The organism is Bacillus sp. LL01, from assembly GCF_001037965.1.
The window spans coordinates 1-12,903 of sequence record NZ_LFEL01000023.1; the positions used below are offsets into that span (position 1 = coordinate 1).

The 12,903-nt window shown below is 38.2% G+C and carries 21 protein-coding genes; 3 read left to right on the forward strand and 18 right to left on the reverse strand.

Annotated features, from left to right (window positions below; genetic code table 11):
- The 8 genes from AB685_RS21825 to AB685_RS21860 form a co-directional block, all read right to left on the reverse strand.
- Window positions 1-1,049 (reverse strand): phage major capsid protein (locus AB685_RS21825; protein ID WP_047972695.1); only part of this gene is annotated, 1,049 nt, incomplete at its 3' end.
- 4 nt (window positions 1,050-1,053) lie between these two features.
- Entirely contained in the window at window positions 1,054-1,632 is a 579-nt protein-coding gene (locus AB685_RS21830) for an HK97 family phage prohead protease (RefSeq protein ID WP_047972696.1), read from the reverse strand.
- Window positions 1,629-2,831 (reverse strand): phage portal protein, encoded by a 1,203-nt coding sequence (locus tag AB685_RS21835; protein ID WP_047972697.1) that lies wholly within the window; start codon window positions 2,829-2,831, stop codon window positions 1,629-1,631. The genes AB685_RS21830 and AB685_RS21835 overlap by 4 nt, the downstream gene beginning before the upstream one ends.
- Window positions 2,832-2,835: 4 nt before the next feature.
- A complete protein-coding gene (locus AB685_RS31800) occupies window positions 2,836-2,988 on the reverse strand; it encodes a hypothetical protein (protein ID WP_198530563.1) in 153 nt (50 codons plus the stop codon).
- An 11-nt stretch (window positions 2,989-2,999) separates the two neighbouring features.
- Window positions 3,000-3,335, reverse strand: coding sequence for a phage head closure protein (locus tag AB685_RS21840; RefSeq protein ID WP_053073910.1), 336 nt, complete (start codon window positions 3,333-3,335; stop codon window positions 3,000-3,002).
- Window positions 3,332-3,553, reverse strand: coding sequence for a hypothetical protein (locus AB685_RS21845; RefSeq protein WP_047972698.1), 222 nt, complete (start codon window positions 3,551-3,553; stop codon window positions 3,332-3,334). Before AB685_RS21845 ends, AB685_RS21840 begins: the two co-directional genes overlap by 4 nt.
- 218 nt (window positions 3,554-3,771) lie before the next feature.
- Window positions 3,772-4,587 (reverse strand): conserved phage C-terminal domain-containing protein, encoded by an 816-nt coding sequence (locus tag AB685_RS29850; RefSeq protein ID WP_053073911.1) that lies wholly within the window; start codon window positions 4,585-4,587, stop codon window positions 3,772-3,774.
- Between the two features lie 18 nt (window positions 4,588-4,605).
- The gene (locus tag AB685_RS21860; protein ID WP_047972700.1) at window positions 4,606-4,836 is read right to left on the reverse strand and encodes a helix-turn-helix transcriptional regulator; all 231 of its coding nucleotides are present in this window, start codon (window positions 4,834-4,836) and stop codon (window positions 4,606-4,608) included.
- A 97-nt stretch (window positions 4,837-4,933) separates the two neighbouring features.
- Between AB685_RS21860 and AB685_RS29855 the strand changes: the two genes are divergently transcribed.
- On the forward strand, window positions 4,934-5,419 hold the full coding sequence (locus tag AB685_RS29855) for a helix-turn-helix transcriptional regulator (protein ID WP_053073912.1): 486 nt from the start codon (window positions 4,934-4,936) through the stop codon (window positions 5,417-5,419).
- Between the two features lie 24 nt (window positions 5,420-5,443).
- Here AB685_RS29855 and AB685_RS21870 read toward each other — a convergent pair whose 3' ends face one another.
- Window positions 5,444-5,734, reverse strand: a complete 291-nt coding sequence (locus AB685_RS21870) for a hypothetical protein (RefSeq protein ID WP_047972701.1) — start codon at window positions 5,732-5,734, stop codon at window positions 5,444-5,446.
- 1,237 nt (window positions 5,735-6,971) lie between these two features.
- Complete coding sequence (locus AB685_RS21875) at window positions 6,972-7,277, reverse strand: hypothetical protein (protein ID WP_047972702.1); 306 nt, start codon at window positions 7,275-7,277, stop codon at window positions 6,972-6,974.
- 149 nt (window positions 7,278-7,426) lie between these two features.
- Here AB685_RS21875 and AB685_RS21880 point away from each other — a divergent pair, with 149 nt between their 5' ends.
- Window positions 7,427-7,639 carry a helix-turn-helix transcriptional regulator gene (locus tag AB685_RS21880; protein WP_047972703.1) on the forward strand — a complete coding sequence of 71 codons (213 nt, stop codon included), beginning with the start codon at window positions 7,427-7,429 and terminating at the stop codon, window positions 7,637-7,639.
- A gap of 272 nt (window positions 7,640-7,911) precedes the next feature.
- On the opposite strand, the gene AB685_RS21885 is transcribed toward AB685_RS21880, so the two are convergent.
- The 3 genes from AB685_RS21885 to AB685_RS32430 all read right to left on the reverse strand — a co-directional run bounded on the left by AB685_RS21885 (window position 7,912) and on the right by AB685_RS32430 (window position 9,232).
- Window positions 7,912-8,466, reverse strand: coding sequence for a DUF3967 domain-containing protein (locus AB685_RS21885; RefSeq protein ID WP_047972704.1), 555 nt, complete (start codon window positions 8,464-8,466; stop codon window positions 7,912-7,914).
- 273 nt (window positions 8,467-8,739) lie between these two features.
- Window positions 8,740-9,108 (reverse strand): hypothetical protein, encoded by a 369-nt coding sequence (locus tag AB685_RS21890; protein ID WP_053073913.1) that lies wholly within the window; start codon window positions 9,106-9,108, stop codon window positions 8,740-8,742.
- Complete coding sequence (locus AB685_RS32430) at window positions 9,101-9,232, reverse strand: hypothetical protein (protein WP_277814303.1); 132 nt, start codon at window positions 9,230-9,232, stop codon at window positions 9,101-9,103. Before AB685_RS32430 ends, AB685_RS21890 begins: the two co-directional genes overlap by 8 nt.
- Window positions 9,233-9,405: 173 nt before the next feature.
- Between AB685_RS32430 and AB685_RS21895 the strand changes: the two genes are divergently transcribed.
- Entirely contained in the window at window positions 9,406-9,630 is a 225-nt protein-coding gene (locus tag AB685_RS21895; RefSeq protein ID WP_047972705.1) for a helix-turn-helix transcriptional regulator, read from the forward strand.
- A gap of 137 nt (window positions 9,631-9,767) precedes the next feature.
- Here the strand turns inward: AB685_RS21895 and AB685_RS21900 are convergent, their stop codons facing one another.
- The 5 genes from AB685_RS21900 to AB685_RS21920 form a co-directional block, all read right to left on the reverse strand.
- On the reverse strand, window positions 9,768-11,408 hold the full coding sequence (locus AB685_RS21900; protein ID WP_047972706.1) for a terminase TerL endonuclease subunit: 1,641 nt from the start codon (window positions 11,406-11,408) through the stop codon (window positions 9,768-9,770).
- A 1-nt stretch (window position 11,409) separates the two neighbouring features.
- Entirely contained in the window at window positions 11,410-11,760 is a 351-nt protein-coding gene (locus AB685_RS21905) for a hypothetical protein (RefSeq protein WP_047972707.1), read from the reverse strand.
- A 100-nt stretch (window positions 11,761-11,860) separates the two neighbouring features.
- A complete protein-coding gene (locus AB685_RS21910; RefSeq protein ID WP_047972708.1) occupies window positions 11,861-12,172 on the reverse strand; it encodes an HNH endonuclease in 312 nt (103 codons plus the stop codon).
- Between the two features lie 5 nt (window positions 12,173-12,177).
- Window positions 12,178-12,453: a phage gp6-like head-tail connector protein gene (locus tag AB685_RS21915; RefSeq protein ID WP_047972709.1), complete on the reverse strand. Its 276-nt coding sequence runs from the start codon at window positions 12,451-12,453 to the stop codon at window positions 12,178-12,180.
- A gap of 64 nt (window positions 12,454-12,517) precedes the next feature.
- Window positions 12,518-12,903 (reverse strand): phage major capsid protein (locus AB685_RS21920; RefSeq protein ID WP_128755929.1); only part of this gene is annotated, 386 nt, incomplete at its 5' end.

Below are 12,903 nucleotides of genomic sequence, written 5' to 3' on the forward strand. Positions count from 1 at the left end.
GATGTTATCGTCAATGACCACCTCTTATCGTCAATGACCACCTCTTTACCTAAGATGCGTCCAATGCTTTCATTCTTTGGATCAGCAATAAAGATTGGGCGGTTATTCCCATCTACTAGGCTATACACTTTGTTGTAAAGAGTAGCGTTGTTCATAGCGAATTTAGCTCCAGTTGCATATCCTCGTTTAAGCATTGCCAATGATTTAGTAAAGTCTGTGTAATCGCCTGTGAGTTCTAAGTTGTTGCTTTCATTCCAGGTAATACCCGTATCAATCCCTGTGCCTTGCCCTTCTCCTGTACCGTTCACTAATGCTTCTGCAATAGCTTCCATAACGCAATTAGTGAGTTCATCGATCATGTACGATTCAAACGCTTGTACCGTCATTTTTTTAGCTGCTGCACTAATGGAGAATACTTTGATTACTTCATACCCACCAAATTGTACGGCTGTTGTTTGTACCTTCTCACTATCAACCGGCGCACCTTCTACGTGCCATTGCGCCTTACTTGAAGGAGTTCCGATCGGTACGCTGATGTTAGTTGGAATGTTGAAGTTTCGCACGTGTCCGATTAGTCCGCCCATTGTACGAGCTTTTTTAATGACTTCGTTTAAAGTAGTTGTTGGTAAGACCGCTGCACTGTTTGTAGTCGTGTTAAATGCATCGGCTCTGCGCTCTGTTTCTTGCTGTTGCATAGCTTGATTAAACGTTCGATTTTCAATGTCTGTAAGCTTTTGCCCTAACATTGTTTTGTAAAAGGCGCTACGGTATTCTGTGCTTTCAAAAATGTTCTCTGTTGGCACTTCTTTCTTTTGGTTGAAGCTCATTCCAGTGATTGGGTTGAAGCTTCCTCCCTGGTTGCCTTGACTGCGCTGTTCTACATTCACTTTTGCTTCCTTCAATCCATCCAATTCAATGTTCAAGCTGCTTACATCAGCATTTGGATCAGTGTCAATAACTTGTCCGATTTCTGCTGCTCTTTTCTCAATGTCAGTTAAAGAATGGTTACGATAATGGTTAAATGCTTCTGCTACTGTTTTAAACTTCATGCGTTTACACGCTCCTTTTTAATAGTTGGTTTACTTTTATTTTTGCTGCTTGTCTTTCCGGGGCTTTGAATGCTTCCAAAGTGCTTTCTATAGCAGACCTGGCTTCAACACTCGTTTGAGGGTATGCCGGAAATGCTACAATGCTGCACTCATAAACTTTTTCAATCTTGCTGATGGTTCTTGTATTCGTCTTTGCGTCAAATCGGCTACCGCCTTCAGGTACTTTAAACGCAAAGCTCATACCGGATAGATCACCACGTTTTACTGCCGTATGAACGCCTTTTCCATCCTCAGTGCTTGGCAATTCTGCTCTTAACGCTAATCCTGCCGAATCTAACGTTAATTGCATGGTTTTTGGTGTTCTTGCAAGAGGAATTTTGTTCATATCGTGGTTATACAGTAAACGAACATCTGTTAAATCAGCATCGTCTAATGCGCCCCTTTCAATGACCTCGATATATTCCCCAAATGGTGCATTTATGGTGGTAGGTTGATCGTAGACAATCGGTCTACCACTTAGAATAAGGCTGCTTTCTCCTACCGGATCGGCAGCTCTTAGTTCTGCTATTCTCAGCTCTTTCATTCTTCATTACCTCCTGGTTGCTTATCGTTCAGTTGATATTGATCGGCTTTGTCTGCATTTACAACGTTTAAAGTCTGTATTCGCTTATCACCGTTTTCAACTGGCGGAAGGTTTAATATTTCTAATGCTTGATTGGCTGTAAATAAGCCATAAGGCATTAATTCTTTAATGATGTTCGTCTTGCTCGTATTACTAGCAAACTGCAATCTATTAGACTCAAACATGATGGAATTACCAAAGGCTTGTTCACGTTCGGTAAATATCTTGTCTGTTAATTCTAAAGAGAACTGTAAGGATAAAGGCTCGATCACACTTTCATAAAAGGACGCCCACTCATCTTCTGAATAGGTACTATTAACAATTTTTTCGCTTATCCCTAGATACTCATATATTTTCTTTTTGACTGAATCCAGCTGTTTATCATCAATGGCTACTGGCTTCAATTCAAGCGGTTCATAATCATATTTGCTATCAATGGCGGCAATCCCACCGTTATTCCCTACAGTTAAGTAATCATTGATAAAAGCTTCTTTTTCTTCTTTGAGCTTTTCCGGGCTTAATACCTGGTTGTATTTTAAAATCCCTCTAATTGTGGCATTAGATTTAATAGAGTTTTCCAAGCCTTCGTTTTGGGTGTGTGCCAGGTCTAATGTTGGCAATATTGCTGTGTTGGTATCTCCTAAAAGATCATTACTGTTAAAAAATCTCCTTGCTACAAATAATTCCGAAAAGGGCAATGTAACCGTCTGACCGTTTGAAAATAGAAAGCGGCAGTAAAGCGTTCCGGTTGGATCAGTAATGTATTCGGCACTTTGAGGAGATAGCGGATAAATAGCAATGAGCATCCCTCTTTCATTCTTTTGCAAGTACCCAAAAGCGTTGTTATACAGGTAATAATGGGTTACTAATTTGTAAATAAGATCATAAGACGTCATATATGGATTAGGTCTTACCTGCAAAATCCGATTCAGATAATGATCCCCTGTTTTACGCCTATTTTCTGAAGCTATTAAATGCTTACCTTTGAGCTTTGCGGCATTTCTTGCGATGGCGTCAACTGCTGCCCTGTAAATATCACTCTCATACGCATTTCCGCTAAACGGAGTAAATACGGCAGCACCACCACTCATTATTTCAGCTCGTTCGGTTTGCTGTGGTTCCTTCTTCCGGTTAAAAATACGTTCAAAGAATCCAGCCATGTCATCACCATCTTTCGTCTTCCCATCGTTTTTTTCTGCCTGTGGCTATTTCGTATTCTTGAATCAATTCTGTAAGATCGTGACGGTTCACTTGGATCTCTTCATCAAGACAATTTTTTTCTAACTCCTCTTTCAATCGTTCCAGCACCTTTTCCACCTTAATTCCTCCTATAAAATCGCTTCTCCAATAATGGTAATTGTGCGGTTCTGCTCATCATCGTTTGTAAGGCTTTTTATGGAGTATGTGACGCCTTTATATTGAACCCTCATTCGAGCTGATAGCCCTGGCATGTAACGAATGATAAAACGTGATACCCCGACATTTCCTGCAATGGTGGCAGAATTAAATTCCCTACCTTGCATCGTTCTTATGTCCGCCCAAGCTTCTGTTATCGGTACGAGCGTAGTTCCTGGATAAGGCCCAGGGTTTGGTTTTTCTTCTACAATAGAAATACGTTTGTTGAAATTTAGTCCCCTAAATCTCTGGTTATTGTTGTTACTCATGGTTTCACCTCACATTTTTGCAAGTACAAAACATAAGTTAGCGCTCCGGGTTTATTAACGATTTTTTCAACCGCTCGGTCTTTAAGGTCATAGCGCATACCATTTGATTTAAACCCATGCTGCACGATACTGTTTAATACAAAAATCAGCTCTTGCTGCTCTAAATGAACAGAAGATAACTTTTCTTCTGTATTAATATCAATCATTAAAAGTTCCATATTTTTTCACCTCTTTTAATGCAAGTTGCACCTAGATTCTTTTTCCTTCTCTAACTTAATAAGTGTTTTACCGTAATTCTTGATTAGTCTACTTTCAAAATTACGCTCGATTATTGCCACTTCAATATTGTTGAGACAATATTGGATTGCGTTGTCTAACTCTTTCTCGGACATATCCGAAAAAGGATGGCGCTTAAGATAACTTTTATCCAAATTAATCACCCTCTAGTTTTCATCCACTCTTCAAATTCATCAGCATTATCCGGATCGCCACCTAAAGCCAGGAATTTGTTAAGTGCTATTTCATGATCTCTAGGATCTACAGAAGACACAGACTTAATTGCCGCAACTTGATTTAGGTACTTTTCAAAGTTACTTTCTCTAAACAACGTAGACGGCTGTAAGTATTTCGACATTTCCTCATTACTCAGCCATTCTTGGCACTTAGTATCAATGACTTGTATGAAATCCTCGAGCGTTCTACCTTCGTTAAACCTAGCCTTGATTAGCTTTTGATTAGATGCGCTTTTAGGACTGAATCTTTTGCCGGTCTTTTCGTTTAAGTGTTTGATAATTTCGGAAAAAGGAGTATTATCTTTTTCTTTTTCATTCTCTTCATTCTTTACATTCTTGTTAGTTGTTAGTTGCTTGTTAGTTGCTTGTTGGTTGCCTGTGAGTTTGTTTGTTAGCTCACTATCTGAACCTTGATAAACACCCCAGTTTATAAGGGTTATAAGCCTGTTTTTGTTTGTTGATTTGTTTGTTAGGAACTTGTACTTTTCAAAGCGCTTAAGTGATGTCCTTACATTCTGTACAGAGATACCTTTTCCGCACTTATGAGCAATCGATTCAAGGCTTGTTATAAACTGACCTGGCTTTATTTCATAAATCTCTCCTTTCCATTCCCACTGCTTGCCCTGGTGGTTTGCCATCATCAAAAGAGTAATTAAAATCGTCTTTTGTTCCGGCGTTGACTCTAACCAAATAGGTTTATCTAGGAGATCACGATGTAACTTAATCCACCCTTGCTGCATATCACCTCACCTGCTTTATTAAGTAAACTTACCTCTTTGTAAATCGAGATTTACACTACGTCCAAAAAAAATTTGCTGTGAATCAATATTTAAAACTTCGTAGATTTTCATTACAGTAGAAAATTTAGGATCAGTATTTCCGTTCTCTATATCAGTAATAGTAACGCGGCTCAATCCTGTTCTTCTAGCTAATTCAGAAATAGGCATACCTCTTTCCAGTCTATGCTTTTTCACAATATCCGAAATCAAGGTTTACACCCCCTTGAACACATTGTAAACTATGACTTGCGTTTATGTCAATCACGATTTACAATATAATTATAATTAAATACCAGGGGTGATACTTTTGAAAGACCTTGCTCAATATTTAAAAGAATTAAGAGGAAAGAAATCAATAAGAAAAGTAAGCCAAGAAATAGGGATCAGTCATACTTATTTAAGCACTTTAGAAAGAGGATTCGACCCACGCACAAAAAAAGAACGCAAACCAACTCCCGATGTGCTAAGAAAATTATCAAACTACTACAACGTTCCGTATATTGCTTTAATGGACATGGCTGGATATGTAGATTCTGAAGGAGCTGTTCAAGTTGATTCCTTTTTTGATTTAATGGGCATACCGCCTAGAGAAATAGAGAAATCGAAAAAAGAAGGTACTATAATTGGTGTTGGATCTAGTGGACTTGAGCATATAAAAGCGAATAATAATAAAACATTCGATATTTACTCCATTTTAAAAATGAACGCAGATGTATTCTTCAAAGATAAAGAGTTGAATCAAGAGGATAAAGAATTTTTAATCACATTGCTTGAAAGAACATTTAACAAATAAAAGCATGGATCTCCACACCAGGAGTTATCCATGCTTTTTTATTTCTAATAAATTAACTAAAGTAGCAAAAGCTTTATTTCTCAAATAAGCATATTGGTTGCTACTAATCCCTAGATTTTGATAAACATATTGATCAGTAATGTAATCACTATCGTTCACCAGGTACCGAGACTTAATAATATCTTGTTGCAGCTGATCTAATTGATTAACTGCTGCGTCCATCTCCTGGATCAGCAACGTTGTTCCCATATCTCTCGAATCTAAATACTTTGCTAGTCTATATTTATTAAATTCATCCAGTAACAATTGCTTCAAGCAGATTCACCCACCTTATTAAGGTCATATTGGCTATATTTAAAGCTTTTCAATAGTCATTAATACTTTTAGTCTAGTAATAACTAAAACTCTCATATGGAGCTCGTAGACCACTTATAGTAGATTCCGAATTTAAGGAACGTACTAATTTCACTTACCTTATTATTATAGTATGTGAAATATTATTTGTAGCAAGTGAAGAGAACAAACCTGAACTATTGTACACTTGTCTATTTTACAGTTGGACAAAAATGTCCGTTACGCATATTGGTTTCTTTTTTTTAGGAAATCAATATATCTTTATTTCTTTTACTTTCTTTTCTTTTCTTTTGTGTACTTATTGCAAGCGGAAACCCTAGTTAATGTAAGCAATAACTCATGAGCACCCCTGCCGCACTTTCGCTTGCCTTTGCCCTGTCCTCGGGCCGAGGCTTTGTCCTCCACCAGTAAACAACTACCTTGCCATAATCCTCTTTAATCTTTTTTATCTTAATTTTGCTTTAAGCCTTGACTTGGTTTCAGTTTTTTCATAGGCAATGCGAGAGGTTGGAAACGGCTGGAAACAGAGTTTACCCCTATACACAGTCAAAACTAAATAACTAGTTAAGCTGCATATAGAAGTAAAGTGTTATATTTTATGGCTCACAGGCGTAGCTGTCAGCTGGTATCCGTATGTATAACCCTTCCCGACTTCCGATCTCTCGACCGTTTCAAGCTTTCTATATACAAAATCGCCCCTGTATATCGGTTAGTCAAAAAAAGATTAACCAATGCTTGAAAACCCTAACACCGTAGTGCTAACGATTACCGCCCGAACCTTTTGCTTTCGCTGGATGTTCGCTCCTAGACCACCACGCGGTAGGAAGGTACTCCGCTTTTATGTAGTGCGCTAGAGTTATTGCATCGGCTCCAGCTGACCTGTTCAAGTTTTGTTTTTCAACGTGTGTTAGGCATTCCACGTTGCAGAAAACAAAAAAGCATACTCCATCAACCTGTAAAATTACAAGGTTAAACAGAATATGCCAAAACAAGACTATTGAAATCCAATAGTAAACGAGTTAAAATAAACATAATCATTTAACCTGTTGTGAGAGAACAGGCTGAAAGTCATTTCCGTTAGAGGTCGGCAAACCCCTAACAATATGGAAATGGCTTTTTTATTTGTCCGATCTATTAAGTTACTGACAATTTTAACTCTAATATTCTATTAATTCAATACAAGCTTTTAAAATTGGGGTTAAGAAGCTGACCTTTCCCCTTTTCCTTTTACGATCACATCAAACATTTTAAGATGGATATCTTGAGCTTCTTGAGCCGCTTTGCTGTATTCATTGGTTGTGTAGTGCATAAGCTCGGACAAGACTCTGATCTTCGTGAAAATCTCTTCAAAGTACGCTCTTTCTTCCCCTTTCTGTTGGGCTGTGTGCATATCTTCTCTTAGATGTCCTAATAAAGTATTAATATCCTCAAGAGTTTGAGCACCACCATTTATACACATCATACGATCGTCCAATTCCCAAGTAAGTTCTCTTAAATTAGCCATGCTGACACACTCCTTTTTCTCTATGATTACTCCTACAGTAATTAATATTAGTATAATTACTCCTGTAGTAATTTGTCAATGAAAATATAGAAAAAAATTACCTCTAAATGGTATAATATTACTTGTATATTACATTGGAGGAGATCAGTATGACTATTCGCATTCATATTTCAGAACTATTAGGGAAGCGTAAAATGACGCAAAAACAACTAGCAGATTTAACAGACATTAGACCGGCTACTGTATCTGCTCTTTATCATGAAACTGTCAAACGGATTGAAGTTGAACAGATTAATAGACTGTGTGAAGTATTAGAATGTCAGCCAGGGGATTTAATGACTTTTATACCTAAAGAAAACTGAATACGATATTCAGTTTACATAATTCATCTTGTCGGAACCAAATCTAAACCCCTTGAGACATAAGCGTTTCAAGGGGTTGTTTTTTATTTATGCGTCGTTCAATATTCGCTTTTTTATACAATGCTGATGTATCAAGGGTTTCAAGATCAACTCAAAATTGAGAAGAAGTATCTTCTTGCATAAAATCCTGTATATTTTTCTTAACACGTTTGACGAAAATCTAATGGATTTTAGCACTCACTCGATAGAGTGTATAAGTGCGCCCTCCTGGATTACTTCCCGAACAAACGAGCAAAGAATCCTCTTTTTTGTTTGCTCTCTTCTTCTGCTTGCTTTGCAGCTGCTATCAGTTGTTTCGTCTCCTGGACTTCACGTAAAGATTGAGTGACTGCATCGTTTCGTTCTCCAAGACGCTTGTCTATGTATTCTTGTTGTTGGTCCATTTTTTTCATAAGAGCTTGAAGAAGTTCATTTTGCTTCTCTACCGTTTTCTTTAGTTCTGTTATATCGTTGTTATGGCGCTTCTGTAACGATTGATCCTCTGTAACGTCAACCCGCACGTTTTCGCTTGTATGTGCTTTTACTACGGCTTCTGCTGACCGTTGTAGCGTCATATTGGGTGCGTTTTTAGTTGTTATAAATCGTTGTAGTATGGTGATATCATCATTAGCATAAGCGCGGTGCCCCCGAGCGCTCTTATAAAACTTATGACCGGCATTCTCCAGTTCAATGCAATACTTTCTCAAGGTGGACTCCTTAATTTTAAGAAGTGTGGCTGTTTCCCCTGCTGTACGTAGTATTTGAGTGTTGTTTGTATCATTCGTCATAACGCTACCTCGCTGACATATCGCTGTTATTTGTTACTGTGCATTATAACGAATCAAATCATTTTTAGATACGAAAACAAGCGTTCTAAAAAATACACTTGCACCCCTGTATGCAGCGACAACAATAGGGGTGCATTTGCTTAGATGAGCATCCATAAAAGAATAATAGCTCCAAGAGTAGCATAAATCCGTTCTCTTTCTTCATCTGAAAACCATCGTTCCTTCACCCTATATGATTTATAACTCCCTGGGATCCGCACTAACTTAATCGCTCTATCCGAAAGTAATCTTGATTCCTCCGTTCTCGTGAACCTTCCTAATTCGTCCCTGGTCCTGTGGCTGACGTCTAATTTCTTCTTTAGTTCGTCTGACTTCCTGTTCGCCATTGACGTCCCTACCTCCTTTCTCTTGTTGTGGGGTCTGCTCCAGCCATAGACGGTGGTCTGATGCGCTCCATAAAGGGGAGGGAAGAGGGACGTCACCTCTCATGTAAGGACGTAACATTTCATGAAAGAGATTAGAATGAGCAGCGTTAAAGAGTGCAGCACGCATAATTTGGTTGCGATCTAATGTAGTTGCTTGAAAAAGAGCGTCTACATATTGCTTATATACATCTGCATAACGAACGGTAGGTCTATACATTTTGAGTGCTACCTTTGTCATTTAGTAATTGAATAATAGCGTGACGTCCCTCTGGTGTCAGATAGATGTTATAGTTCCCCTCTGCTAACTTTTTTGCTAATTCCTGCGCTATCTCTTTTGTCATAATCGATCTCCTCCTCTTGGTGAGTGACGCCTTGCCGACGTCCTTGATAAAGCTTATTGGAGACCGCTTGTCCGATATTCACATTTTCTAATAAAAAAATCACAAGTGTGTGATTAAAAGACAAATAAATGGTTAATCCTTGTGATACTTGATTAAAGTAGGAGGTTGGTTTTATGTTCGGACTAGGAAAGCAGCGTTCGAGGTTCGGTAAGTTCTTGGATAAAAACAGGATCATGCAAGAGGAAGTAGCAAAAGAAAGTGGTGTGAATCGTAATACCATTAGCAGATTGACTAAATCAGACGATAATAGACCGAGCATGAAGAATGGTTCTAAGATTATTAAAACGTTGCGTAAGGAAGGATATAATGTTGATTATGATGACTTTTGGGAAGTTTAAGGGTAACCCAAAATTGGGTTACCCTTTCATTTTTGAAAAGCAAAAAACTATTACTCTAAAATGAGCAATAGCTTATTATTATACTGCTTGAGAAACGCGCTACGTTGCATTTACTTTTTATTTTATGGGCATCTGTATTATAAGGCTCTTAAATATTCCTCGTAATGCTCGAACAACCCCACATATGCATCTAACATTGAAGCCGTTCCATCTATCCGCATTTTAGCAGCTTGATTTTTGACTGGTACAATATTTCCGTTTCGATCCGTTTCAACCCCTGTATTAGTTAGGCACCATTTAAGAATAGGATGGTTATTGTAATTGATTTTTTTAGCTTGTAGATCTGCTCCCATATTCTGCATAGGTAAGCTTAATGTTCTAGCTCCTTGAATACACCTAACCATCTTAAAGCCATGCTGCTCCATTTCCTCAACCCAATACCTGGCTGAATAGTTATCGTAATAAATCCATAAAGGCGCAACACCGTACGTGTTAAGCATTTCTAGGAACCAGGCTGTAATATCACTATAATTGATTGTATTGCCGTTACATAGCCTTAATAAGCCTTGCTCATGCCATTTATCATAAGGTATCTTATCGATCTCTACGCGCTGTTCAAAGCTTTCTTTCGGCAGCCAATACATTTGATGAACATACCGCTTTTCAGTCTCTTTATCGACAAATAGAAGAGTGGCGCAACTTAAATCGGTTGTTATGCTTAAATCAGCTCCACCTATAGCGTAACTATTTCTAAATTGTTCTAAGTCAAACGTTTCATCATTGTTTATATCATCAAATGTAAGCCAAGCACTATTGACCGTATTTCTAATATTAAAATCCTTTACTAAGATTCCATTTAGATCGGCAGGATTATTTAATGCTTTGGCTACTTTTCGTTCGATATCATCTTTCTTTTTCATGGTTCCAAGAGCAGGGTTTGCTTTTTGCCATGCGTCCGGATCAGTCCATTCTTTCTTATCGTCTAGCTCGTACAAAATCGGCAGAAAATTATCATCTTGAAAGTTACCATCTACCACGTTGCACGAATACTCATACATATCATCAAACACGCCACCTCTAACCGTCCCTGCTGTTGTAATCATAATGAGTATAGGCTCACGCCTTGCCGATTGACTTTGTTTCATTACCTCATACAAATTACGATCCAATATACTATGCAGCTCATCGATTACGACAAGGTAACTATTTAATCCATCCAGTGTGTTACTGGTCTTACCTAATGGCATAAACTTTGACATGGTATGGTGAAAATAAAGGTCACTTTTACGTTTTCTAATATGCTTTGAAAGGTATGGGCTTTGTTTGATCATGTTATGAGCTTCATCGAATAGAATCTTCGCTTGATCCTTCTTACTGGCTATACTATAAATTTCCGCACCGCCTTCATTATCGGCAATGAACATATATAGAGCAATTCCTGCCAACATGGTACTTTTCCCATTTTTACGAGCTACATAAAACATGCTTTCTTTATAACGTCTCAATCCAGTATCTTTATCAACAAATCCGAATAAAGCAGCTATATAGGCTTTTTGAAAAAGTTCTAATTTGACCGGTTTCCCTGCCCATTCGCCTTTACTATGCTTACAAAAACGCTCTATGAATTGTATAGGGCGTTCCGCTTTTGCTTCGTCAAAGATATATTGACCTGGATTATTAATGTCATCTATTAATCTTTTATATTGCTTGTATACACGTTTAGAAACCGTTATACGATCTTCATTGATCTCTTTCCAGTATTCTTCTACATAGTTCAATTCACTTCCCCCCTAAAAAGCTCATTAAGGGGTCATTGTGGCTTTCTTCGTCTGATTGGGGTAATAGGTCAATTAATTGTTTATAAAGCAAGCTGTAACGCTGTATCGTTGTATTATAAGCTTTCAAAGCAGGGTGTTCTCTTAAAAATTCTTGTTTACCTTGCCTAAACATCGATACGGCTCCTTCTTCTTCTACTTGGGCCTTTAATGTATTTAATGTATTTTGCATGAAGACCAACTCATTGTATAAGCCCTGGGCAATTGGTTGACGATCTTTAGGTATCTGTTTTAATAACGTTTTAACTTTCCTCATCTCGGCTGAAATGGTTGGTTTCTTTTTGGAAGTCGTCATAAATTCACCTTCTTTTTTGATCTATTATTAATCCCTCCCCTTATAGAGGAACCTATGGAGGGGAAAAGAAAGCCCCCTGCACCGGTTCCCAAGCGCATTTTCAAAAATTTTTTTCGGGGGGTTCCTTTTTTTTCAGGTTGCCGTTGCTATCGAAAGACAATCCTTCCATACAAACGTTACTTCTATGGTGCTCAAGGTTGTGACACGTTTGACACAACGCTTCTAAGTTCATCCAGTTTAAAGTAATGGTAGGATCACTTATGTTGTCCGGTGTAATGTATTCCTTGTGGTGACATATCGTCGCTATACCTCCACACCGTTCACATACATAGTTCTTGCTTTGCATGAATCCTATACGGCAGCTGATCCATTCCTTACTTGTATAAAAAGCTTTTGCATAGTCATGAGCCATAGTCTTTACGTGCTCCTGGCTAATGCGGTTAGAGCTGCTAGTAAGTTATCAATGGTACGCTTTAACCTCTCGCTGTCTTGACCTTGCGGATCAAACCATAATTGTAAGATGAATCTAGCAACCGTTGCAGCTAACGGATGTACCGGATCATCTTCCCATGACCTACCTGTCGTTGTTTCCAAGTAAGATGGAATGGACTCAAGAAGAGGAATAATAATAGGGTCATTGTGTGCGCCGTCTACTCTTAATGTTTCTCGTGCTTCTTGTATATCAATTAACAATGGTGGTTCCTCCTTTTTAAAAAAGGGATACCAGCGTTATCACTGATACCCCTTGATGGTTTGCTTATACTCCTGCTGGCGCTGATAGTTTGACGAATGCTTCTTTTACTAATGGCTTTGTATCAGCAATAGCCATAGCTCGGTAATCGATCAACCCACTCTTAAAGCTGCTCTCTCTTGAAACTTCAATCATTAACCCTTGTGGCATGTTGTAACCCATGTAATTAAAGTTTCCTAGAATGATAGTGTCATCAGCGATGTTATCGTCAATGACCACCTCTTTACCTAAGATGCGTCCAATGCTTTCATTCTTTGGATCAGCAATAAAGATTGGGCGGTTATTCCCATCTACTAGGCTATACACTTTGTTGTAAAGAGTAGCGTTGTTCATAGCGAATTTAGCTCCAGTTGCATATCCTCGTTTAAGCATTGCCAATGATTTAGTAAAGT